This is a genomic window from Bacillus sp. REN3 (assembly GCF_017912555.1).
Lineage (GTDB): Bacteria > Bacillota > Bacilli > Bacillales > Cytobacillaceae > Mesobacillus.
In genome coordinates, this window is record NZ_JAERSD010000005.1 from 46969 (window position 1) to 71374 (window position 24406).

Sequence of the window (24406 nt, forward strand, 5' to 3'; positions counted from 1 at the left end):
GAATGGATTATGTATTTTTAATAGCAGGAGCAATCGTGATTCTTACTTGCTTTTACTTCATTGTCTCGCCTTTTTTCACCACGGCCGAAAAGCATTCGGAAAGAGCTGTGGTAGAGGAGGAAACGCTAACGCTCGACCAGATTTACAGTGCTGTCAATGAACTCGAAATGGACTATTTGATGAAGAAAATCACAGCGGAGGATTTCGGGAGATTGAAGGAGCAGTATCAGCTGCTGGCTGCTGAATTGATGAAGACAGGCATGGATGGCAAGAAGCCAGCAGGAAGCAGGGAGAACGGTGACGAAGCGGAAGCAGAAATCCTCAGGGAGTTGCGCAAACTCCGCAAACAGAAGGGGTGATGGAGATGGGACCTGCTTACCATCCTGACTGGCTTGTCACTTTCTGGCTTACCACGCCGGTCCTGAAATGGATAAATCCTCATTATTTGCTGATTCTGATTGGTGCAGGCCTGGTTGCAGTCTTCTTCTTGAAAAAACGCAGGGGACAGGAAATCAGGGTTGAGGACAATGAGGATCAGCGTTTCAAGCATTTGCTCCTGAAGAAGAACGTCATTGAAGAACAGTTGGCAGGGTTGGAAGGGAAATTCATGGATGCTGAAATCACTGAGCTAGATTACGCAAGGAAACGTCACGATTATGAACAACATCTGGATCAAGTGATGAAAGAACTGCAACAATACACATTATGAAAGAGTTGGGGAACATGCTCGAATTAAGGAACATGACCAAAATGCTGGGGGACAAATTAGTTTTGCGGAATATCACGCTGACATTGCAAAAAGGAGAGATCCTGGCAGTCGTTGGGCCAAACGGAGCGGGAAAAAGTACATTCTTCAAATGTACGGTCGGTTTGCTGCAGCCAACGAGCGGCGAGATTTTGCTGGACGGAAAGCCGGTAAAGAATAACTCGCCCGAAATCAAACAGAAAATCGGGTTCCTCGGTCATGAATCATTCTTGTACAATACGCTTTCTCCGCTCGAGAACTTGAGGTTTTACGGCAAACTTTACAAAGTGAAAGACTTGGAACGGAAAGCGAATGACCTCCTTAAGGAAGTGGGACTTTACTTGTTCAGGGATATGCCTATCCGTTCTTTTTCAAGAGGGATGATGCAGCGGTTAGCGATTGCCAGGGTCCTCCTGCCCGATCCGGAAATCCTGATGCTTGATGAACCGCATACCGGGCTGGACCAAGAAGCAGTCGCTTTGTTGAATGGAATCATTAAAAAGAAACAGGAAGGCGGCACATCGATATTGCTCATCTCGCATGATTTCGAACAGGTCCATGCTCTGGCTGACAGGGTCGCCGTGCTACGGAAGGGGAGGATCATATCGACGCTGCCGCTTGCATCCGATTTCGATCTTCCGTCTATGAAGCAGTGGTATGGAAAAGAGGTGGACGGGGCATGAGCAGCATTGTGGCTGACGCCTGGACGATCGCAAGCAAAGATTTACGCAACGAGCTAAAAACAAAGCAGACATTCGGGATGATGATCATCTTTTCAAGTCTTGTAATCCTGGTCTTCAGCTTTGCATTCGATCCGACAAACAACATGGTAAAGGCGGTCATTCCAGGGCTTGTATGGCTAATCACCATTTTTTCAGGAATCCTGGGGCTGAACCGCTCGTTTATATCCGAGTATGAAAATGATGCCCTGACCGGTTTGCGGTCGGCGCCGATTGATGCCTCGAGTATTTATCTTGGGAAGGTGCTGGCGAACTTCACGCTAGTGACAGCAGTACAGCTGATCAGCATTCCTGTGTTATTTATCTTGTTCGATTACCGTTTCAATGGCAAACTCGTCTGGTTCATCGCGGTTGTAATCATCGGGACACTTGGATTCATCATTGTCGGCACTTTCCTCGCAGCACTTTCAGCAAACGCGAAGAACAGCGAGATGCTGCTGCCGGTCCTGCTGCTGCCGCTTTTAAGCCCGCTGATGATCGCGGCTGTCCAGGCAACGGGGATCATCCTTGAAAATGAGACCATCACCAATGCAGTTTCCTGGCTGCGGCTGATGTCCGCATATGACCTGCTGTTTCTCGCAGCCTGCTTTTTCCTATTCGAATTTATCATGGAGGGATCGTAATGGAAAAGAATTCGGGTATCTTTGACCGGTTATTATTCTATACACTTGTACCAGCGTTTTTTATCGCACTTTATCTTGTATTCATCTGGTCGCCAGTCGAAAAATTCATGGGTGCCGCTCAAAAAATATTTTATTTCCATGTCGGCAGTGCCTGGGTGGCATTCCTGGCTTTCATTGTCGTAGGCTATTACAGCGTGAGGACATTGATCAAGCCAACCATTCAGCATCATATCAATGCCGGCATATCAGCTGAAATCGGCGTCCTGTTCACCACTATCACCTTGATTACCGGGATGATCTGGGGAAAATCGAGCTGGAATACATGGTGGACATGGGAACCCCGTCTCGCGACGACATTGATTCTCTGGTTCATATACGTTGCTTATCTTTTCATCCGCAAGATGGAAGGGTCCTGGGAGAAGATTGCTAAGCTTTCCGCGGTATTCGGCATCATCGGTGTCATTAACGTCCCGATTGTATTCATGGCAATCCGCTGGTGGAACACAAAGCTGCACCCAGTCGTTTTCGGTGATGGGAAAAACCAGCAGGGAGGCGGAATCGAGCCAAACATGCTTGTTGCCCTTCTCTTCTCGATTTTAACGATCACGCTCCTGTACATCTTCCTGATGCGCAAAGGGATTGACATCGAAAACATGCGTCAGGTTGTCAAGAAAGCCAAAAGCAAGGCAATTGAAAAACTCGCTGGATAGGAAAACATTTTTCCATTGAAATCAATCTTAAGGAGGAAAAGAAAATGACTTATTTATTCATGGCATACTCAGTTATCTGGACGTTGATCGCAGGCTATGTTGTGGTGCTGGGGAGACGCCAGAAGGCTTTGAAGAAAGAACTTCAGCTTCTGGAAGAATGGAATGCAGAAAAATAAAAGCGGGTGAAGACAATGGGCAAGAGGATCGTTCAAATTACCGTCATCATCGCAGTCATCGGCATCATTGGCTTTTTGGTCAGCGGACTAGGGGGCAAGGCGTCAGCCCAGCCTGGAGATCAGGCAATAGACTTCGAACTTAAGGATGTGAACGGAAAAATATATAGACTGTCAGACCTCAAAGGCGAGCCAGTCGTCCTCAATTTCTTTGCGACCTGGTGCGCCCCTTGCATCGACGAAGCACCTGAACTGGAAGCCTTCGGAAAAGAGTACAAAGACGCCAAGCTTTTGATTCTAGCCAAAGGGGAATCACGGAAAAGGATGGAAAAGTATATTGGGGAAAGCAACTCAAAGCTGACATACCTTTTAGATACAAAAGAGGAAATATCGAAGGATTACAATGTGATCGGCCAGCCTGAAACCATCATCATTGACCGGGACGGGGTCATCGTCGAAAGGTTTTCAGGTCCGACGACCAAAGAAGACCTAATCAGCTTGATTAAAGAAAAAGTTTCACCATAACCATGTTTAAAGCACATAAGTGTTTTAATAGATTTTTCCAAGAGCCGGGCGTTTGCCAAGGCGTCCGGCTTTAAGCGGGCTGGGGGAGGTGAAAAAGAATGCTGAAAAAGCTACTTGGAATTGACAAAAAAATGCTGTTGTTCATTGGTGTTTTTGCTGGAATCATCGTTTCAGTCGTGACCGTCAAGACGCTTGCCTACACAGATTCACCTGATTTTTGCAGCAGCTGCCATATCATGACTGAAGTCCACAATTCGTTCGCTGATTCCAACCATGCAGGCCTTGCCTGTGGCGATTGCCACTTGCCGCATGACAGTATGGTCAAAAAATACACATACAAGGCAAAAGCAGGCATGACGCACGTGTATTTCAATACCCTTGGGGAGAAAAAAATCCCTAAGGTGCTGCACGCCACCGAAAGCTCGGATGAAGTCATCAATGAAAACTGCATCAGCTGCCACGAGAACACCTTGGAAAACGTGTCCCATGATGCAAAGGATAGTTGTTCAAGCTGTCACCAGGCAGTGCCGCATGGCAAAGGCTTCAAGACAGAAGATTATTTCAAACCGCCAAAACCAGGTGAGCTCATAGAAAAAAAGGGAGGTACGATGAACAATGGCTAGGAACTACCGCTGGGCATATTTGCTCCTTGCCGCTGTCATGCTCATCCTGTCAGGCTGCGCCAGTTCTGAAGACAAAGCCACTTCAGCAAAAGAGCTGAAAACCGGGCTGAGCAAGGATGAAATCAGCAATGAGGCCTTCAAGGATCTCTTCCCGCTGCAGTATGACAGCTATAAGAAAAATGAAAAGATGGAAGACACGAAGTACAGTGGTTCGGTTAAGCGAAGCAAGTTTGACCACGATAAGGAACCTTATTTGCCGGTTCTTTTCAACGGATACGGATTCGCGACTGAATACAACGAGGACCGCGGACATATTTATGCAAACGAAGATATTCGAGCGATTGCCCGTATCACTGATAAATCGATTGGTTCTTGCTTAACCTGTAAGTCGACTGCCGTACCACATATGATTGAGGAAATGGGAGACGACTATTGGAGCGGAAACTTCAATAAGGACATCTGGCCAAAAGCAGAAGCGATGGGACACTCGCCAATCGGCTGCTCTGACTGCCACGACCCGCAGACAATGGACTTGCGTGTCACGCGCCCAAGCTTCATCAAAGCGATGGAATCACAAGGTATCGACATGTCCAATCCAAGCAGGAATGATATGAGGAATTATGTTTGCGGACAGTGCCACGTTGAGTACTATTTTGCCGCAGACAATGGCGAGGTTACGTATCCTTGGGCAAACGGCTTCAAACCCGAAGACATGTATAAATATTATGAAACGACTGCTAAGGAACAGGGATTTGATAAGGATTGGATCCATAACGTCTCAGGGACGCCTATGCTGAAATCCCAGCATCCGGACTTCGAGACACATATGGAAGGTCCTCACGGCGAGGCTGGCGTAACATGTTCAGACTGTCACATGCCTTACGACAGGGTGGATGGCAAGAAGAAAATCAGTTCACACTGGTGGACATCGCCGCTTAAGACGATGGAACAATCATGCTCCACTTGCCATAGCAACAGGGATATGGATGACCTTAAAGAACGAGTCCTGAAGATTCAGGATACACATATGGAAGCCTTGCATGAAGCCGAAGATGTATCAATTACTTCACACTACTATGTAAATAAAATGATCACATCAGGCGTCAGCCAGGAGAAAATCAAAGAAGCACAGGAGCATATCAGGAGGGGCCAATGGTTCTGGGACATCGTCGCTGCGGAAAGCTCCGCAGGATTCCACAATCCGCAGGGCGCGATGGATACGTTGAGGATTTCAATCAAAGAGTCAAACGATGCCATCAACCTGGCAATTGAAGAGCTGACCAAGAAGAATGTCAATCTTGAAGAATTAAAGACTGAGATTGAAAAAGTGAAGAAGGCTGTATACGACGAGAAAGATAACTTCAAGAAAAAAGACAAAGCGATAAACAGTTACTTCCCGGCCCAACAGCCTCCGGCGACACCATCGCCTAAAAAGTAGAATAGTAAATAGAGAATAGTTTAACACGAAAACACTGTGCAAATGATGGTTTGCATGGTGTTTTCTTTAGTTTTGCAAAAAATCCAGGAATTGTCAAGGGTGCTGCGGTTTTTTAAGGAATTTGATTCGACTGCTGTTCACTACATATGCTCTTGCAGTAAAAAAGGCGTGGAGGCTGTTAAGTGGGGGAATACCTGTCAAAAGTAGAGGTTGGCGGAATGTAAACAGGCATTTTTGCCCAAACGAGAGTTACAGGATGTGAGATTCAGTAGAATTTTCGATCGCAAAACCATTCATTTGAGGAAATATGGAAGTCGCTTGCTTTGGCGAGCAATTTAGCGGGAAGGACCAGGAATTTAGCGGCCGAACCCATTATTTAGCGGGGATACTTACCTCCAGAAGTGAATTTATTTAGCGCAAATGATTCCTAATTTAGCGCAAAACCTACACAATTTTGCGAATTGGAGATTCCACGGTGGTTTACCGATTTAATCAGTCCACCAACCTCATCAATCTCGATGAAAAAACCAGAATAATGCACCCTGTAAATTGTAGAAAATTTGGACTTCAAAAACATCTGTGCTTCCTATTGCATCCAAAACTGAAAACCTCTAAAATTACTTTGGTAATCGAAATTTATAGGATGTAAGGAGCCGAAACACTCCTTACAGGCAAAGGAGCGTTTTTCATGCCTCGTACCCTCTGGCTTTTGATAATAGGGATGGCAGTGAATGTTACTGGCTCTTCTTTTTTATGGCCTTTGAACACGATCTATATCCATGACCACCTCGGCAAGTCCCTGTCTGTTGCCGGGATTGTCCTTATGGTTAACGCGGCTGCGAGCGTCATCGGGAATCTGTTCGGCGGCAGCTTATTTGATAAAATCGGCGGCTACAAAGCGATCCTTTTAGGTATTGGGATCACAATCGTTTCGCTGCTTGGTTTGACCTTCTGGCATGGATGGCCGGAGTACATTATTTTCCTGACATTGGCCGGTTTCGGCTCTGGAATTGTGTTCCCGTCCATGTACGCCATGGCGGGATCTGTGTGGAAGGAGGGCGGCCGCAGGGCTTTCAACGCCATCTATGTTGCCCAGAACCTCGGTGTTGCTGTCGGTGCGGCGCTTGGCGGCTTTGTCGCTTCTTACTCCTTCCAGCTGATATTCATCGCAAATGCCTTGATGTATTTCATTTTCCTTTTGATCGCTGTTTTTGGTTACCGCGGCATCAATAATGGAACTGCCAAACAAACAAGTATCCTCCAGGAAAATGGGGCAGTCAGGAACCGGACTAAGCTGTATGCCCTGCTGATCCTTTCGGCAGGCTACCTGTTATGCTGGGTCGGCTATGTCCAGTGGCAAACAACGATTGCAGCTTATACACAGGAGCTGAATATTTCTTTAAACCAATACAGCATCCTCTGGACACTAAACGGCGCGCTTATTGTGCTCGGGCAGCCTGTAATCAACAGGCTAGTACGGCCATTTGAAAGTAAGCTGAAGCTTCAGATTATTGCCGGCATGGTTATTTTCATCATTTCTTATGCTGTAGCTGCTGGAGCGGAACAATTCACGGGCTTTGTTGCCGGGATGGTCATCCTGACAATCGGAGAGATGCTAGTCTGGCCAGCTGTCCCGACGATCGCGGACACCCTTGCCCCAAGAGGCAGGGAAGGGTTTTACCAGGGAATTGTCAATAGTACCGCGACAGGCGGGAGGATGATTGGGCCGTTGATGGGCGGAATCCTTGCAGATCTATTTGGTATGCCAATGCTTTTTACCGTACTGATCGGCATTATGTTCGCAGCGATTTTCACTGCTGCCATCTATGATAGGAAATTGAAGGAAGCGAGCAGCATGACTGCAAGGGTTTCATGATCAAAAAAGGGAGCTGTCCAAATTGGGTGGCTTCCTTTCCTAATGGGTGAATGCAGAAATCAATTATCAGAAAAATATGATAAAATGTAAGGAAAAATGGGTGATGGCCATGAAAGTAAAACCGCTGTATATCCCGGATGATATCCTTGAAACGATTATCGAAAATGCTTTTGAATGGCTTGTGGTCGTCGACAGGGAAGGCAGGATCATCTACATAAACCATAATTATTGTGAGTTCCTTGAAGTCAACCGCGATGAGACGATTGGCAGGCATGTGACAGATGTGATCGAGAATACGAGGATGCATATCGTCGCGCAGACTGGAAAGGAAGAACTGGCTGACCTCCAGTACATCAAGGGGAATTACATGATTGCGAACCGTGTTCCGATCCTCAAGAATGGAGAGGTTATCGCTGCGTTCGGGACGGTGTTTTTCCGTGATACACAGGAATGGATGAAGATGGACAGCCATGTGAAAAGCCTGCTGACGAGAATGCAGCCGTATATCCAGAAAATCGATTCCGGTGTTAAATATTCGCTCGATGACATCCTTGGTGAATCACCTCAAATTTCAACTCTGAAGGACAAAGTGAAGCTCGTGGCAAATAGTGATATATCGATTTTGATAAGGGGCGAAAGCGGAACAGGCAAGGAGTTGTTTGCCCATAGCATCCACAGGCTGAGCGGCAGGAGCCAGAAGCCGTTCATAAAAGTGAACTGCGGCGCGATACCAGAGAATTTGCTGGAGTCGGAGCTGTTTGGCTATGAAGAGGGGGCGTTCACGGGGGCCAAGAAAGGCGGTAAAAAAGGCAAATTCCAGCTAGCTGATCATGGGACATTGTTCCTTGACGAAATCGGGGATATGCCGCTCAATATGCAGGTAAAGCTCCTCAGGGCATTGCAGGATGGTGAGGTAGAGCCAATCGGCTCAACCATGCCGGGAAAGGTCGATGTCCGAATCATCGCTGCGACGAACAGGCCGCTGGAATCGATGATTGAAGAAAACCGCTTCAGGGAAGATTTATTTTACAGGATCAATGTTGTGCCATTCAGCGTCCCTCCGTTAAGGGAAAGGGCGGAGGATCTCAGCCTGTTGATCGCCCAGTTCATCAGGAAAGTTACGAATCGGCTTGGAAAAAGGATAACAGGCATTGAGGATGAAGTAATGGCAATCCTGAAGACGTATAACTGGCCGGGGAATATCAGGGAGCTCGAGAATGTGATTGAAGCCGCTGTCCATCTTACAACCGGGGAGCGGATATCGGTCGATTCGCTTCCGGATTACCTGAAGACACAAAATGTTTTATACCGTTTTAAGAATAAGAAGCTCAAGGATGTACTCGAAGAAACGGAAAAGTGGGTATTGATGCGGAGCATCGACAGGCATCCGGGCGATAAATTAATGGCAGCAAAGGAGCTTGGCATCAGCCGGTCCACGCTTTATGAGAAATTAAAAAGGCACGATTTGCTTTAGTCCGAAAATCCGGATTGGCGTCCGGATTTCCGGACTTTCTTTTTTGTGGCATTCCAAAGAACTATTAGCATGATAAAAAATATGAAAAACAATGAGATCTTCCGAAGTATTGAAGAACGGGAGTGTCCGGAATTTCGGAACCGGATGACTGAAAATTCCGAAAAAATAAGAGGCAATACATAAACATAAAACTTGGCACGGAAGTTGCATTAGAATTAGCAGCCGTCCATACAAATTTAAAGGAGGATGAAAGCGCTATCAGATTATTAGTCTAACAAGATTCTTGAAGAGAAAAAGGGGGAAGAGAAATGCTTAGTATGATTGGATTGATTGGCGGCCTGGCTTTATTGATTTTTTTAACAATGAGGGGCATGAACTTGCTGATTGTAGGGCCAATTTCAGCCTTATTTGTGGCTTTGTTGAGCGGAATGCCGCTATTCCCGCAGTTGGTTGAGGAAGGGGCAGCTAATTTTGTCGGGAACTACATGGCGGGTTTCTCCAGTTTTGTGACTTCATGGTACTTGATGTTCCTGCTAGGAGCGATCTTTGGGAAGGTAATGGAGGATAGTGGTGCGGCAGACAGTGTTTCCGAATACATTGTCGGTAAGTTCGGGATGAAATTTGCCGTCCTCGCTATTGTCATTGCATGTGCTGTATTGACTTACGGCGGGGTAAGCCTGTTCGTCGTCGCCTTCTCGGTGTATCCGATGGCGCTCAGCCTTTTCAGGCAGGCAGACCTGCCAAGGCGCTTCATCCCGGCTGCGCTTGCATTTGGTTCTGTTACTTTCACAATGACGTCCGCCGGCTCTCCGGAAATCCAGAACTGGATTCCGATTGAGTATTTGAATACGACCCCGTATGCAGGCTGGGAGGTTAGTTTGATCGTTGCGATTTTCATGATGATTTTTGGCTACTGGTGGCTGAAGCGGATGATTACACGGGCTGTAGCAAAGGGGGAAAAATTCGTTTCCCGCGAAACAGACCCGATCCAGGAAAAACGCGAATTGCCGCATCCTGCCTTGGGCTTGATTCCTTTAATTGTCGTTCTTGCTATTTCCTTCATTTTCCATAAGGGATTGATGCAATCAGCCCTGATCCTCGCCCTTCTTGGCGGCGTGGTATCTGCTTATTTGCTGAACCGCAAATACTTCAAGAATTTTTGGCATGCTGTTTCAGAGGGGACGATCGGAGCGTTGATCGCAATCGGGAACACTGCGGCTGTAGTTGGATTTGGCGGGGTAGCGAAGGCTGTGCCGGCGTTCCAGACTGCCGTCAACTTCATGACAGACATACCTGGAAGTCCACTGATCGGCAGTGCGATTGCTGTAAGTGTCATTGCCGGGATGACGGGATCGGCATCTGGCGGCCAGGCGATCGCGCTGCCAATTCTGGCGCCGCACTATCTTGATATGGGGGTCAACCCGGAGGCGCTTCACAGAGTAGTGGCCATTTCCTCGGGAGCCCTCGATTCATTGCCACATAATGGCTATGTAGTCACGACAGTAAGGGCAATATGCGGGGAGTCCCACCAGGACGCCTATAATCCTGTAGCTGCCGTCACGGTCATCGTCCCGGCAATCGGGGTGATACTAGCAATCATTCTGTTCTCGCTTGGTCTGGGGATATAATGAAAGGAGTGTTATTATGGCAAAAGGTCGAGCAGTCCTGATAACGGGTGCTGGGCGTGGAATCGGTTATGAAATTGGAAAAAGATTCGCTAGCAATGGAAATAAGGTGTTTTTGACAGATTTACAGGGGGATAATGTCGATTGTGCGGTGAAATCCTTGCGTGAGCTTGGTTTTGAAGCGTCAGGGATGGCATGCGATGTGACGGAGGAGGAGGAAATAAAGGCATCGGTTGAGATGTGCATGGAGCAGTATGGCGGAGTGGATATCCTTGTCAATAACGCTGGCATCCAGCATGTTTCGTTAATCGAGGATTTTCCGACAGAAACATTCGAACGGCTGCTAAAAGTCATGCTGACAGCACCTTTCATGGCTCTTAAACATGTCCTGCCAATCATGAAAAAGCAATCATTCGGGAGGGTCATTAACATGGCTTCCATCAATGGACTTGTCGGCTTTGCCGGAAAGGCAGCCTATAACAGCGCCAAGCATGGAGTAATCGGCTTGACGAAAGTAGCAGCCCTGGAAACGGCAGCACATGGCATTACCGTGAACGCTGTCTGTCCGGGATATGTTGACACCCCGCTGGTCCGGAACCAGCTTGCGGGGCTTGCTGAGACGCGGGGTGTCCCGCTGGAAAAAGTGCTTGATGATATTATCTTTCCGCTCGTGCCTCAAAAACGGCTGCTTGAAGTTGAGGAAGTTGCCGACTATGTCCTTTTCCTCGCAAGCGACCAGGCGAAGGGAATCACCGGCCAGGCGGCAGTCATCGATGGGGGCTATACGGTGCAATGAGAATCAAAGAGCCGGCATCCAATATTTGGATTGCCGGCTTGATTTATATATGTTAGCCCATTGGGAATGCTCCGTTCATAGGTCTTCAATGACAATATAGGTAGCTTTTACGGGGCCGTGGACACCGACAACGAGATTCAGCTCGATATCCGCAGAGTTGCTCGGACCGGTAATGAAGTTCACACAAGATGCTACTTGGTTTCCGGAAAGGTGCATGTCGCGCATTTTCCTTGCCGCTTGGGTGATCCGCGGCACGATGCTGCTCTTAGGAATCAGGGCGATATAGGCTGCGGGAAGGAAGCTGACCGTACGTCCTTTATCCTTGTCGCTGAATAGGACAACTGTACCGGACTCTGCCAGCGTGATTTCACTTATGGTAATCCCCACATTCGCTTTTTCAGCATGAAGGATATTTTCGCCGCCTTTTGTGTAGTCCCATTCATGCACATCGATATTTTTGGCTGGCCACTCTTCCTTCATCAGGCCATCAAGTCCCCATTTAGAGAAGCGCTCATCCCTCCAGGACACAACTGGTCCGCCGCCATAGTTCTTCACGGCTTCATTTAAAGCATCAGGGAGCTTATTCAAGTCAGTGATGACAAGGCTTGTATGGATTTTCAGGCATTGGTTTTTCAAAACTTCGAGCAGTTCATCCTGGGTTGCACCTCGAAGGACCCTGTCCTGCGGACGATGTTTCCAGGCAGGTACCTTTACGCCTGATGTAAGCCTGCCTCTTCCAAGCGAACCGGCAATCTGGTCTAAAAAGGCATCGCGGTTATGGATTGTCCCTGGCATACCTATTTGCCTCCTTTTTCGCGGTTTTTGAACCAGTCCCTGAATCTTTCTTTGTTAGGGGCTGGGAATTCCCTTATTTCCGTCCATGCTTTCAATGGGCCAGGCCCGTTTGAAATTTTGTCCCCGGATGTGAATGGATTCATTGCGGTTGGCGCAATCTTTGAACCAAGCTTGTAAATCATCGGGGAAGCAGCTCCTAGTCCGAAAGCCTTCATGGCAAGCTTTTCCGAAATTGGTGCTTTTCCTTCATTTTCAACAATGACCTGCCTGTGCTTGTGCAGAAGTTCATGCAGCGGGATTTTGACAGGGCAGACATCCGTACAGGCTGCGCAAAGTGTGGAAGCATACGGAAGCTCCTTGTACTCATCATATCCTCCAAGTAGAGGAGAAAGGACAGCACCAATCGGTCCGGAATATATCGACCCGTATGAGTGTCCGCCTACATGCCTGTATACCGGGCAAACATTGATGCATGCTGCACATCGGATACATTGCAGGACGGATTGGAATTCGCCCCCTAGAATCTTTGAACGGCCGTTATCAACGATGACGAGGTGGAATTCCTCTGGGCCATCGGCATCAAGCTCTTCTCTCGGCCCGGTGAGAACGGTGATATAGCTGGTCAGTTTTTGGCCAACAGCGCTTCTTGTGAGCAGACTGACAAGCACTTCCATCTCCTCGAAAGTTGGCACCAGTCTCTCCATCCCCATCACGGTGATTTGTGTCTTCGGCAGGGAAGTGACCAGATCGGCGTTTCCTTCGTTCGTCACAAGGCTGAATGAGCCAGTCTCGGCAACAGCGAAATTGCAGCCAGTGATGCCGACGTCCGCAGTCAAATATTCACGGCGGAGCATTTCACGTGCATGCCAGGCGAGCTCTTCAGGCTTCTCTGTTTTTTGATAGCCGAGCTTCTTGGCAAAAACATCACGGATTTGCTCTTTATTCTTATGCAGGGCAGGGACGACAATGTGAGATGGCGGATCATGGTCGTCCACCTGGAGGATGTATTCTCCTAGATCTGTTTCGATCACTTCGCACCCAGCTTTTTCTAGGGTTGCATTGAGGTTGATTTCCTCTGTAACCATCGATTTGGCTTTCACGACCTTTTTCGCATTTTTTTTCTCAATCACACTCTTCACATATTCATTCGCTTGTTCGGCTGTCTGGGCGAAGAAGACATGGCCACCGCGTTTCGCAACATTTTCGCTCAGCTGCTCAAGATAAAAGTCGAGGTTCTCAAGGACGTGCTGGCGGATTTCCTCCCCGTGAAGACGCCACTCCTCCCAGTCACCAAGTTCTTCTGTGACATCGAGTCTCCGTGTGCCCATCCGTTCCTGTGCACCGGCAACAGCGCCTCTCATAAAAGAATCCTTGATCCCCTGGTCGACGCGTACTTTAAAGTCATCTGTTCCGATCTTCATTGCCATAGAATATTCCCTCCTCTTCATTCAAAGGCTATGTTAAATTTGATTGTTGATTTCCACTCCAGGCACTTCGAAGGACAGAAAGTCCTAGTGCCGACATTGCCGCAGTACGCGGCAGTCTTAGTCGCCCAGCGCTTGTCGGGATGGCCAATGCGCTTCCGCTTTTCTTTCTCCTCGGCGCATTGAGCGTCCGGGTCTCCCCTGTCCGGTACTTCCGCTGGACACTGAATGGGCTTCCTCGAGTTTGCCCACGCACGAAGAAAATGCGTTAGCATTTTCGAGGAGTCTATGTGCCCTCTGCTCCAACCAACAGGTATTCAAAAATCAACACTGGTCTTTAACATAGCCAATTCAAAAAAATCTTTGGTGGAAAGTCGATCAGCGGCTGTTCAAAACCTCAGCAATGTGAAGCACTTTGATAGGTTTACCCTGTCTATCGATCCGTCCGCCAATATTCATCAGGCAGCCAGCATCTGCGCCGATTAAGTATTCTGCGCCAGTTTCTTCAACGTGTCTGACCTTTTCATCGACCATTTGTTCGGAAATCTGAGCCATTTTCACAGAGAAGGTGCCGCCAAACCCGCAGCACTGCTCTTTGCCAGGCAGTTCGGTGAACTCTAGGCCTTTTACATTGCTTAATAAGATCAATGGAGCTTTTTTGACACCAAGCAGTCTCGTCATATGGCAGGAAGTATGATAAGTAACCTTGCCTTCAAAGCGGGCGCCAACATCCTCGATTTTCAATATATCAACGATGAATTGAGTTAATTCAAAGGATTTCGCCGCAAGCTTCTTCGCTTTTGGCTCCCAGACAGGGTCTCCCTTGAAAATCCGCGCATATTCATGGAACATTGTGATGCATGAACCTGAAGGGGATACCACATACTCAGCATCAATGAAAGTGTCGATCATCGATTTCATAGCTTCTTTCGCTTCTTTTACATAACCGCTGTTATAAGCAGGCTGGCCGCAACACACCTGGGATTCAGGAAATTCGATATCGCAACCAAGCCGTTCCAGCAGTTCGACTGTAGCTTTACCCGCATTGCTCTGGAACATATCAACCAAACATGTTGCAAAAAGAGTTACCTTCATGTTTTAACCCCTTTTCTATTCACTCTATTAAACAGGTCATCTGATGACCTGTTATTTAAATTAATATTACTACATAAATGCATTGATGTGAAAGGGGTTTCAATAAAAAAAGAAAACCACACTTCATGATTGAAGTGCGGCTGCTGTTATTTTGCCGGATTTTTGGCTTGGCTGATATACTTATGGAGGATGTCCTCGACGTTTTCGATATGGCTGAGCATCAGGCTCCTTGCCTTTTCGGCATCCTGCTCTTTTATGGCCAGGTAGATATTGTAGTGTTCATCATGCAGCCTGTCCGTGGTCGTTTGCTTCGAATACAGCCATAGTCTGCGTGTTTCCTTCATCGTTTCGCCAATCAAGCCTGAAACATGATTCATCAAGCTGATCAGCAGAGGATTTTGCGAGCTTTCCGCAATAGCCAAATGGAACTGCAAATCGGCTCTTTCGCCGAGCTCTTCATCGCCGTTGGCCTTTGCCATTTCCTCCAAGGCATCCTCCATCGATTTTAGCTGCAGGTCTGTCCGCTTTTCCGCCGCGCAATATACTGTCCCTGCCTCGAGTATTTTTCGGACCTCCAACAGGTGGGCGATGTTTTCAGTATTCATCAGAACAGCGGTGGACAACGGGAAATTGATTTGTTCACTTTCAAATTCCTTCACATACGTTCCTTCGCCCTGCCTGATTTCAATCAGGCCCATCGCCCTAAGCGCTGTCAGTGCTTCCCTGATGGCAGAACGCCCAACCTGGAAGTTTTCGGCAAGCTGCTGGACTGAGTCAAGTTTATCACCGGGCTTCAGTTGTCCGCTGCGGATCATTTCATAAATGGTTTCGGCAACTTCTTCATATATTTTCTTAGGTTTGATTTTTTTATATTGCAAACTAAAGCCTCCAAAATTTGTTCTCTTCACTCTCATTATACAATTTTTCTCCATTTGGGGAATAACGAATACATGACTGTGAAAATTCTTGCTGATATTTTTTCGGTTATCTAAAGAATTTCGTTAAAAGGATTGTAAATGCCATGGAAAGTCCTCTATAATTCTTATTAAAGCTAAATTCATCAAGTCATCAGATGACCTGTTGAAAGCGATTACTTTTTGGGCTGCGCCTCGCATGCCCGAAATACAAAAAGGTGAGGGAACGGAAGGCGTAATGCCACACTCATCTCAAAAATCATGGAGGGGAAAAAATGATTTCCAATACGGTGAAAGAACAGATTGTCTCGATTGTAACGGCTGCCAATTATGACGATTCCAAGACAGGCAGGCTTGTCTATTCATATGATGCGACGCCTAACTTTCAGTCTATGCCGGATGCGGTTGTCAGTCCAAGGAATAAAGAGGAAGTTTCACAGATTGTAAGGATCTGCAATGAACATAATATTCCAATCGTTCCACGCGGTTCGGGCACGAATCTGTGTGCAGGGACATGCCCGACTGAAGGGGGGATTGTGCTTCTTTTTAAACATATGAACAAAATCATAGAAATCGATGAAGAAAACCTGACGGTCACTGTCCAGCCTGGCGTTGTCACGCTTGATATGATCAACGCGGTTGAGGCGAAGGGGCTGTTTTATCCGCCAGATCCAAGTTCGATGAAAATCTCGACGATCGGCGGCAACCTGAACGAAAATTCAGGCGGGCTGCGTGGGTTGAAGTATGGAGTGACGAGAGATTACGTCATGGGACTAGAAGCGGTACTTCCTAATGGCGATATCATCCGTACCGGCGGAAAGCTCGCAAAAGATGTAGCCGGATACGATTTCACAAGGTTGTTTGTCGGCTCTGAAGGGACGCTTGCCGTGATCACTGAAGCAACTTTGAAGCTTATCCCCATGCCGGAATCGAAACAGACAATGCTTGCCCTGTACCAGGACATTGAGTCCGCTGCGAAATCAGTTTCCCAGATCATTGCTGGGAAGATCATTCCAACCACGCTTGAATTCCTTGACCAGCCTACGCTGAAGGTAGTAGAGGATTTTGCCAGGATTGGATTGCCGACTGATGCCAAAGCCGTTCTATTGATTGAGCAGGACGGACCGGTGGAGGTTGTACAGAGGGATATGGCGAGGATAGCGGAGGTTTGCCGTGCAGAGAATGCTGTTTCCGTACAGGTTGCAAAGACGGAGGAAGAAGCGGATGCACTCAGGACAGCGAGGAGGAGCGCGCTTTCCGCGCTTGCGAGGCTGAAGCCGACCACAATCCTCGAGGACGCGACGGTGCCGCGCTCAGAGATATCCAGAATGGTGAATGCCATCAATGAAATCGCGGAGAAATATAATGTGAAAATCTGCACCTTCGGACACGCAGGGGATGGAAATCTTCACCCGACATGTCCGACAGATTCCCGTGACCATGATGAAATGGAACGGGTCGAAAAGGCTTTTGCCGAGATATTCATGAAATCGATTGAACTTGGCGGCACCATAACCGGTGAACATGGCGTCGGCGTCATGAAGGCCCCATACCTTGAACTGAAGCTCGGAAAAGAAGGGATTGCTGCGATGAAAGCCGTCAAACAAGCACTAGATCCCAACAATATCATGAATCCTGGAAAGATATTCGCGAAAGACAGCAGGAAACGAGTGGTGGTAACAAAATGACAACAATACAAGAACAGCAGAGAATCCAGGCGAAGTTCCAGGAAAAGATGGACCAGGATGAACTCTTGAACTGTATGCGCTGCGGTTTTTGCCTGCCGACGTGTCCTACTTATATCGAGTCAGGTTATCAGGAGACGCATTCGCCGCGCGGGAGGATCGCGTTGATGAAGGCAGTCGCCGACGGGCTGATCGAGCCTGATGAGGATTTCGAAAGGTCCCTTGATCTCTGCCTCGGCTGCCGTGCTTGCGAGCCAGTCTGTCCTTCCGGTGTGAATTACGGCCATCTACTTGAAGAAGCGCGCGATATCGTTAACCAGAACAAGAAATTTTCGCTGCCTGTAAAAGCGGTGCGCAGAGTTGTTTTCAAAGGCTTGTTCCCAAATCAGGGCCGGATGCGCGGCCTGACTGGCCTGATTGGTTTTTACCAGCGTTCCGGGCTGCAAAAGGTGGCGCGGGGTACTGGCTTAATGAAGCTATTCCCGGAATCGCTCGCCACAATGGAAAGAGTGCTGCCGCAGGTGCCGACGATGAAGGAAATGAAAAATCGTCCGCAGCACCTTGAAGCAATCGGGAAGAAGACACACAAAGTGGCCTTTTTCAGCGGCTGCCTGATGGACACGATGTTCATGGATACTAACAATGCGACCATGAAGCTCCTGCAGCTGGCAGGATGCGAAATCGCCATTCCTCAGGACCAGGCATGCTGCGGGGCGCTGCATGGCCACAGCGGAGAAAAGGAAGACGCCAAGGAGCTCGCCAGGAGGAACATCAAGGCATTCGAAGACACAGGTGTTGATTTTATCATCACGAATGCTGGCGGATGCGGTGCGTTTTTGGTCGACTACGACCACCTGCTGAAAGATGATCCTGAATGGAAGAATCGCGCGAAAGCTTTTGCCGATAAAATCAAGGATATCTCGCAAATACTTGTTGAGGTTGGTTTCCATGAAAAAGTAAAGCTTGAACTTCCGCCCCAGGTCATTACTTATCAGGATTCATGCCACCTGCGCAATGTCATGAAGACAGCGTCCGCGCCAAGGGTGCTGCTACAGTCGATCCAAGGCATTGAGTACCGCGAGATGCAGAACGCGGACCGCTGCTGCGGTTCCGCAGGGATCTACAACATTATCGAAAGCGAAATGTCGATGCAGCTCCTCGACTCGAAAATGGTCCAGGCAAAAGCGACCAATGCGACTACAATCGTTACTGCGAATCCTGGCTGCCTGCTACAGATGAAGCTCGGCATCGAACGCGAAGGCCTGTCAGACACGATGAAAGGCGTTCATATTGTCGATTTATTGCTCGAGGCTGCGGAAACGAAATAGAGCATTGTCAAAAGGAAGAGGCTTAGTGCTTCTTCCTATTTTAATGTTGTTTTTTCCTGGAGGTTTATCCGAATAAATGCTGGACTTCCAGTCCAATTAAACCTTTGCATAATCCTGTAAGAACAACGATTTAACAGTAAGACTTGATACCCACAGTAATCGCTTGACATCGAATCCATCCTGTTTCTTGTCGTTCCAGTAGGCAAAAAGCGTAAGAGTCGTGCAGGTTGGAAATTGCAAGCGGTTTTTTACCAAGTTGTATAGGTATACAAAAGGCGGTGCTCAATGCCCAAACCCACTGGGTATATTCCCAAGAACATACAAAAAAGGCGTTGCTCAAACTTAAAATTATCTTTTTTCCTGCAATACACCCTCACTGTTGTGCCAAAAATGCATATACTAGCTTCTAAAAACCTTGGCCGCTTGCATCGGGCAGGAATTTTTATTACAATATCCCTATATCTAATATTTCGAAAGACTTTGACAAGGAGTAGTAATGGTGCAAAGCCTGTTGAAAGAGAGCTGGCGGACGGTGCAAGCCAGACAGGTCCATCATGAACTCGCCTTTGAGTCGCAAGCATGAACAATAGCAGCCAGTAATGCTTGCCGTTTTCCGCGTTAAGGACCAATGAAGCGAGTGTTGCACACTAATCTGGGTGGTACCGCGGGAGATCATACATATCCTCTCGTCCCTTTTATCAGGGGCGGGAGTTTTTTGTTTTTCCAAAGCTTTGTTAAAGACAATGTTGATTTTTAAATACCTGATAATTGGAGCGGAAGGTACGAAAGACTCCTCGAAAATGCTAACGCATTTCCTTCGTACGTGGGCAAACTCGAGGAAGCCCATTCTGTCCAGCGGGAGAAGGGGAGGCTATGGAGGCGCTTAGCCCAGTGTGGGCTCCCTGGCAAGCCCGAGAAAAACGAAGTACCAGAAACGGGTTTCAACAGCCTAATTTAACATTGCTTTCTCCAAAACATCCCGCTAAAAATAAAACTAAAGATCGGGAGGTCAAAACAATGAGCTTTAACCATCAGGAAATTGAAAAGAAATGGCAATTGTACTGGGAAGAAAACAAAACGTTCAAAACGACTGACGATAAGGGGAAACAAAAGTTTTACGCCCTTGACATGTTCCCTTATCCTTCTGGGGCAGGACTGCACGTCGGCCACCCGGAAGGTTATACGGCGACAGACATTTTGTCGCGCATGAAGCGGATGCAAGGATTCAATGTCCTTCACCCGATGGGCTGGGACGCATTCGGTCTGCCTGCTGAGCAATACGCGCTTGACACAGGGAATGACCCGGCAAAGTTCACGGAGCAGAACATCAATACATTCAGACGCCAGATCAAGGGATTAGGTTTTTCATACGATTGGGATCGTGAAATCAACACGACTGACCCTCATTATTATAAGTGGACGCAATGGATTTTCCTGAAGCTTTATGAAAAGGGACTTGCGTACATTGATGAAGTCGCAGTGAACTGGTGCCCTGCACTTGGCACCGTGCTGGCAAATGAAGAGGTCATCGATGGAAAGAGCGAGCGAGGCGGGCATCCAGTTGAACGCCGCCCGATGAGGCAATGGATGCTGAAAATCACAGCTTATGCGGACCGCCTGCTTGAGGACCTTGACTTGCTTGACTGGCCTGAAAGCCTGAAGGATATGCAGCGCAACTGGATTGGCCGCTCTGAAGGTGCTGAAGTCACCTTCCAGATTGACGGACACGATGAAACTTTCACAGTGTTCACTACCCGTCCGGATACATTGTTTGGCTCGACATATGCAGTCCTGGCGCCAGAGCATCAGCTTGTCGATAAAATCACGGCAGCTGAGCAGCGCAGTGCCGTTGAAAAATACATCGATGAAATCAAGAGCAAGAGCGACCTTGAGCGGACCGACCTTGCAAAGGACAAAACAGGCGTCTTCACGGGAGCATATGCGATCAATCCGGCTAACGGCGAGAAAATGCCGATCTGGATTGCCGACTATGTACTTGTTTCGTATGGAACAGGAGCGATCATGGCAGTTCCGGCTCACGATGAGCGCGATTACGAATTCGCAAAGAAATTCAATCTTGAGATCAGGGAAGTCGTTGCCGGCGGGAATGTTGCTGAAGAGGCTTACATTGGTGACGGGGAGCATGTGAATTCCGATTTCCTTAACGGCTTGAATAAGGCAGAGGGTATCAGCAAGATGATTGCCTGGCTTGAAGAAAAAGGCATTGGCACGAAGAAGGTGACATACCGCCTGAGAGACTGGCTGTTCAGCCGCCAGCGGTACTGGGGCGAGCCAATTCCGATTATTCACTGGGAGGATGGCACAATGACGGCGGTTCCTGACGACCAGCTTCCGCTAATGTTGCCGAAAACGACTGAAATCAAACCATCCGGCACTGGCGAGTCCCCACTTGCCAATATCGATGAGTGGGTGAATGTTGTCGATCCAGAAACTGGAAGGAAGGGACGCCGGGAAACGAATACGATGCCGCAGTGGGCAGGAAGCTGCTGGTACTACATTCGCTATATTGATCCAGAGAACGATCAAGCCCTTGCTGATCCTGAAAAGGTAAAGGAATGGCTTCCAGTCGACATTTACATCGGTGGAGCCGAGCACGCGGTATTGCACTTGCTTTATGCGCGCTTCTGGCACAAAGTTCTTTACGACATCGGTGTCGTCCACACGAAAGAGCCTTTCCAGAAGCTATTCAACCAGGGCATGATCCTTGGTGAAAATAATGAAAAGATGAGTAAATCGAAAGGGAATGTCGTCAACCCGGATGATATCATGGAAAGCCACGGAGCGGATACGCTTCGCCTTTACGAAATGTTCATGGGGCCGCTTGAAGCTTCGATTGCCTGGTCCACAAACGGTCTTGATGGCTCACGCCGATTCCTTGACCGGATTTGGCGTTTGTTCATCGATGAAAACGGCGCCCTGAATCCGAAAATAAAGGATGCAGACGTCCAGAACCTAGAAAAAGTCTATCATCAGACAGTGAAAAAAGTAACAGAGGACTATGAAGGATTGAGGTTCAATACAGCCATTTCCCAATTGATGGTGTTCATCAATGAATCCTACAAGGCAACTGAACTCCCGAAGGTGTATATGGAGGGCTTCGTTAAAATGCTTGCACCTGTTTGTCCGCATATCGCAGAAGAGCTTTGGCAAAAGCTTGGCCACAATGAATCAATCGCCTATGCGGCATGGCCTGCATATGATGAAGCGAAGCTTGTCGACGATGAAGTAGAAATCGTTGTCCAGGTGAACGGGAAAATCAAAGCGAAAATGATGGTTCCTGCAGATGCCAGCAGGGAAGCGATGGAGCAAATTGCGATGGATGATGATGCCGTAAAGGAACAGATCGATGGCAAAACTGTCCGTAAAGTCATCGCTGTACCAGGAAAACTAGTCAACATCGTTGCGAACTAGGAAGGAAATCAATTGAAGAGAAATTGAATGATTCAGGGATGAAGCTGGCCATAAAGGTTATCTGGATAGATACCATAAAAGGCCGGCTTTTTTCTTGGGGAATATGTAGGAACATCCCCTATATTTTTTTATAGAGTACAGTATAAACCTTTATGAAGATACCCCGTGGTGTTTATTTTTTGCGAATGGGAATGAGTTTTCCTATAATAAATAGGGGAAAATGAAGGATGGTACGATTCCTGGTCAGACAGGGTGATTTGAAAATTAATTGGAGGTAATGATTATGAGAAATATTGAAACAATCACAACAGATGAAGTTCAGAAGAGAATCGAAGCGGGGGAAAAGCTTGAGCTTGTCGATGTCCGCGAGCATGATGAAGTGGAAGCCGGGATGATTCCAGGAGCAAAGCACATCCCGATGGGGGAAATCCCCGAGAGGCTCAATGAATTCGATAAGGAGAAGGAATATATTTTTGTTTGTCGTTCAAGCGCGCGCAGCGGCAACGTGTGCTACTACCTAAGCGACCAGGGTTTCAAAGTGAAGAACATGGTTGGCGGGATGCTGGATTGGAAAGGCGAAACGACCAGGCCGTAATTATAGAGTGCTGAAAAAATGGCAATACTGGATCTAAAAAGAGAGGGAGAAACATTTTGATCCAGGTGAGAGTTTTTGACCATGAACATGAGAAGGATCTCGAAGAAGATATGAACAGTTTCCTGGAAAGACTTGATGAGAAAAAACTGCTTGACATCAAATACAATGTCGCAGTCATTCATGAAGAATTGGAAGAAGAACAGATTTATTGTTTTTCCGCCATGATTGTCTACAGAGCCTGAATTTCCAAGGCTCTGTTTTTCTTCGGACAATAAAATGGAAAGGTACAGGGGGTCCGCTGTTCAGAAGCTTTCCCAGGAGGAGGAAAGCACGATATCGAAGAAAAAGAAATTCCGCGTGGCGAATGCACGCGGAAGGACCGGGGGCTATTCCATTGCATAGCCGGCTGCGTTCACTCCGGCAAGCCGGCCGGTAACGAGTGCGGATGTGATATTGTAGCCGCCTGTATAGCCATGGACATCAAGGATTTCTCCACAAAAATATAAGCCTGCCGTCTTTTTCGATGCCATTGTCTGCGGCTCGACTTCTTTTACCGAAACACCTCCGCCGGTGACAAATGCTTTATCAAGCGGCAAAGTCCCATTCACCTTGAAATGGAATTGTTTGACCGATTTCACGAACCCGCGGATTTTTTCATGGCCGGCCTGGCCGCCCTGCACGGCAGGATCGATGCCGCTTCTTTCAAGCAGGAATAGCAGGTATCGTTCAGGAAGAAGGCCTTTCAGCAGGTTCTTGACCGCTTTTTTCGGCTCTGACTTGATCAGTTCCATGATTTCCTGGAACAGCGTTTCTTCTTTCTTCCCGGGAAGCGCGTCCAGTGACATGACCACTTCGTCGAGATTCCACTTTTGCATCGATTTGACAACAAACTGGCTGCAGCGGAGGACAGCCGGCCCGCTGATGCCAAAATGGGTAAAAATCATATCCATTTCATGCATGATCAGCGGTTTCCCTTTTGGATTCAGGACACTGAGAGCAACTCCTCTCAGTGAGAGGCCTTGAAGCGTCTTTTCTTTTATAAAAGCTTCGTTTGAAGTAACAGGGACTTCAGTCGGGAACAGGCTGGTTATCGTATGGCCAGCTTTTTCAGCCCAAGCGTAGCCATCGCCTGTTGAGCCGGTATGGGGAACGGATTTTCCGCCAACCGCAATGACGATGCTGCGGGCATAGATCTTCTCCCCGTTCTTCAGCTCTACCGCTTCCGCCTTCCCATCTTTGTAATGGACATCGGCAGCCGGACTGTTTGTCTTGATTTCCACTTTCAGTTCTTCCAGCTTTGAAAGCAAGGCATCTACTACGGACTGTGCCTTGTCCGTCACCGGGAACATCCGGCCATGGTCTTCTTCTTTGAGCTTGATGCCAAGTCCTTCGAAAAAAGAAATGATATCTTCATTGCTGAAAATGGACAAAGCGCTGTAGAGGAACCGTCCATTCCCTGGTATATGCTTAATGATTTCATCTACGGGAAGGCGGTTGGTCACATTGCAGCGGCCGCCCCCAGAGATGGCGAGTTTCCGCCCAAGCTTGTCCCCTTTATCGATGAGGAGGACCCTGGCGCCTTGTTCCCCTGCCGCAATTGCCGCCATCAATCCTGACGGTCCGCCACCTAGTACTATTACATCATATTTCATTCTCCCACCAACTTTTCCATGCAATTCCCCCAAGGCAGTTCGCCGGGCTTTTCTTATTATATAGCATCTCTTAAATCATTTCCCGATAACAGTATGTGTTATTTGATGGAATAACAGCGGCTTGCGAAACTAGCATCA

General features: G+C 47.8%; 23 protein-coding genes and 1 other annotated feature. Of the genes, 18 read left to right on the top strand and 5 right to left on the bottom strand.

Annotation, left to right across the window (positions count from 1 at the left end):
- Positions 1-2: 2 nt before the first annotated feature.
- From JJQ88_RS06095 to JJQ88_RS06155, 13 genes are all read left to right on the top strand, one after another.
- Entirely contained in the window at positions 3-359 is a 357-nt protein-coding gene (locus JJQ88_RS06095; protein WP_210364843.1) for a hypothetical protein, read from the top strand.
- 5 nt (positions 360-364) lie between these two features.
- The gene (locus tag JJQ88_RS06100) at positions 365-709 is read left to right on the top strand and encodes a hypothetical protein (protein ID WP_210364844.1); all 345 of its coding nucleotides are present in this window, start codon (positions 365-367) and stop codon (positions 707-709) included.
- A 14-nt stretch (positions 710-723) separates the two neighbouring features.
- The gene (gene ccmA / locus JJQ88_RS06105) at positions 724-1428 is read left to right on the top strand and encodes a heme ABC exporter ATP-binding protein CcmA (RefSeq protein WP_210364845.1); all 705 of its coding nucleotides are present in this window, start codon (positions 724-726) and stop codon (positions 1426-1428) included.
- A complete protein-coding gene (locus JJQ88_RS06110) occupies positions 1425-2108 on the top strand; it encodes a heme exporter protein CcmB (RefSeq protein WP_210364846.1) in 684 nt (227 codons plus the stop codon). The genes ccmA and JJQ88_RS06110 overlap by 4 nt, the downstream gene beginning before the upstream one ends.
- A complete protein-coding gene (ccsA, locus tag JJQ88_RS06115; RefSeq protein ID WP_210364847.1) occupies positions 2108-2818 on the top strand; it encodes a cytochrome c biogenesis protein CcsA in 711 nt (236 codons plus the stop codon). The genes JJQ88_RS06110 and ccsA overlap by 1 nt, the downstream gene beginning before the upstream one ends.
- A gap of 44 nt (positions 2819-2862) precedes the next feature.
- The gene (locus tag JJQ88_RS06120; protein ID WP_210364848.1) at positions 2863-2994 is read left to right on the top strand and encodes a CcmD family protein; all 132 of its coding nucleotides are present in this window, start codon (positions 2863-2865) and stop codon (positions 2992-2994) included.
- Between the two features lie 15 nt (positions 2995-3009).
- Positions 3010-3516: a TlpA family protein disulfide reductase gene (locus JJQ88_RS06125; protein WP_210364849.1), complete on the top strand. Its 507-nt coding sequence runs from the start codon at positions 3010-3012 to the stop codon at positions 3514-3516.
- Between the two features lie 98 nt (positions 3517-3614).
- Positions 3615-4139 carry a cytochrome c3 family protein gene (locus JJQ88_RS06130; protein WP_210364850.1) on the top strand — a complete coding sequence of 175 codons (525 nt, stop codon included), beginning with the start codon at positions 3615-3617 and terminating at the stop codon, positions 4137-4139.
- Positions 4132-5577, top strand: coding sequence for an ammonia-forming cytochrome c nitrite reductase subunit c552 (locus JJQ88_RS06135; protein ID WP_210364851.1), 1446 nt, complete (start codon positions 4132-4134; stop codon positions 5575-5577). The genes JJQ88_RS06130 and JJQ88_RS06135 overlap by 8 nt, the downstream gene beginning before the upstream one ends.
- A gap of 688 nt (positions 5578-6265) precedes the next feature.
- Entirely contained in the window at positions 6266-7453 is a 1188-nt protein-coding gene (locus JJQ88_RS06140) for an MDR family MFS transporter (protein ID WP_210364852.1), read from the top strand.
- 109 nt (positions 7454-7562) lie between these two features.
- Entirely contained in the window at positions 7563-8927 is a 1365-nt protein-coding gene (locus JJQ88_RS06145; RefSeq protein WP_210365009.1) for a sigma-54 interaction domain-containing protein, read from the top strand.
- Between the two features lie 308 nt (positions 8928-9235).
- Positions 9236-10555, top strand: a complete 1320-nt coding sequence (locus tag JJQ88_RS06150) for a GntP family permease (RefSeq protein WP_210364853.1) — start codon at positions 9236-9238, stop codon at positions 10553-10555.
- 16 nt (positions 10556-10571) lie between these two features.
- Positions 10572-11348 carry a 3-hydroxybutyrate dehydrogenase gene (locus JJQ88_RS06155; protein WP_210364854.1) on the top strand — a complete coding sequence of 259 codons (777 nt, stop codon included), beginning with the start codon at positions 10572-10574 and terminating at the stop codon, positions 11346-11348.
- Positions 11349-11423: 75 nt separating this feature from the next.
- On the opposite strand, the gene JJQ88_RS06160 is transcribed toward JJQ88_RS06155, so the two are convergent.
- The 4 genes from JJQ88_RS06160 to JJQ88_RS06175 all read right to left on the bottom strand — a co-directional run bounded on the left by JJQ88_RS06160 (position 11424) and on the right by JJQ88_RS06175 (position 15540).
- Entirely contained in the window at positions 11424-12143 is a 720-nt protein-coding gene (locus tag JJQ88_RS06160) for a LutC/YkgG family protein (RefSeq protein ID WP_210364855.1), read from the bottom strand.
- 2 nt (positions 12144-12145) lie between these two features.
- Positions 12146-13570 (bottom strand): LutB/LldF family L-lactate oxidation iron-sulfur protein, encoded by a 1425-nt coding sequence (locus JJQ88_RS06165; RefSeq protein ID WP_210364856.1) that lies wholly within the window; start codon positions 13568-13570, stop codon positions 12146-12148.
- A 375-nt stretch (positions 13571-13945) separates the two neighbouring features.
- On the bottom strand, positions 13946-14662 hold the full coding sequence (locus tag JJQ88_RS06170) for a (Fe-S)-binding protein (RefSeq protein ID WP_210364857.1): 717 nt from the start codon (positions 14660-14662) through the stop codon (positions 13946-13948).
- A gap of 146 nt (positions 14663-14808) precedes the next feature.
- Positions 14809-15540 (bottom strand): FadR/GntR family transcriptional regulator, encoded by a 732-nt coding sequence (locus tag JJQ88_RS06175; RefSeq protein ID WP_282597667.1) that lies wholly within the window; start codon positions 15538-15540, stop codon positions 14809-14811.
- 311 nt (positions 15541-15851) lie between these two features.
- Here JJQ88_RS06175 and glcD point away from each other — a divergent pair, with 311 nt between their 5' ends.
- From glcD to JJQ88_RS06200, 5 genes are all read left to right on the top strand, one after another.
- Complete coding sequence (gene glcD / locus JJQ88_RS06180) at positions 15852-17264, top strand: glycolate oxidase subunit GlcD (RefSeq protein WP_210364859.1); 1413 nt, start codon at positions 15852-15854, stop codon at positions 17262-17264.
- Positions 17261-18589 (top strand): (Fe-S)-binding protein, encoded by a 1329-nt coding sequence (locus JJQ88_RS06185; RefSeq protein WP_210364860.1) that lies wholly within the window; start codon positions 17261-17263, stop codon positions 18587-18589. The genes glcD and JJQ88_RS06185 overlap by 4 nt, the downstream gene beginning before the upstream one ends.
- A 471-nt stretch (positions 18590-19060) precedes the next feature.
- Positions 19061-19286: a binding site (T-box leader), on the top strand.
- Between the two features lie 320 nt (positions 19287-19606).
- On the top strand, positions 19607-22021 hold the full coding sequence (leuS, locus tag JJQ88_RS06190; protein WP_210364861.1) for a leucine--tRNA ligase: 2415 nt from the start codon (positions 19607-19609) through the stop codon (positions 22019-22021).
- Between the two features lie 283 nt (positions 22022-22304).
- Complete coding sequence (locus tag JJQ88_RS06195; protein WP_210364862.1) at positions 22305-22616, top strand: rhodanese-like domain-containing protein; 312 nt, start codon at positions 22305-22307, stop codon at positions 22614-22616.
- Between the two features lie 56 nt (positions 22617-22672).
- On the top strand, positions 22673-22858 hold the full coding sequence (locus JJQ88_RS06200) for a sporulation protein Cse60 (protein WP_210364863.1): 186 nt from the start codon (positions 22673-22675) through the stop codon (positions 22856-22858).
- Between the two features lie 144 nt (positions 22859-23002).
- Here the strand turns inward: JJQ88_RS06200 and JJQ88_RS06205 are convergent, their stop codons facing one another.
- A complete protein-coding gene (locus JJQ88_RS06205) occupies positions 23003-24268 on the bottom strand; it encodes a BaiN/RdsA family NAD(P)/FAD-dependent oxidoreductase (RefSeq protein ID WP_210364864.1) in 1266 nt (421 codons plus the stop codon).
- Positions 24269-24406: the final 138 nt, after the last annotated feature.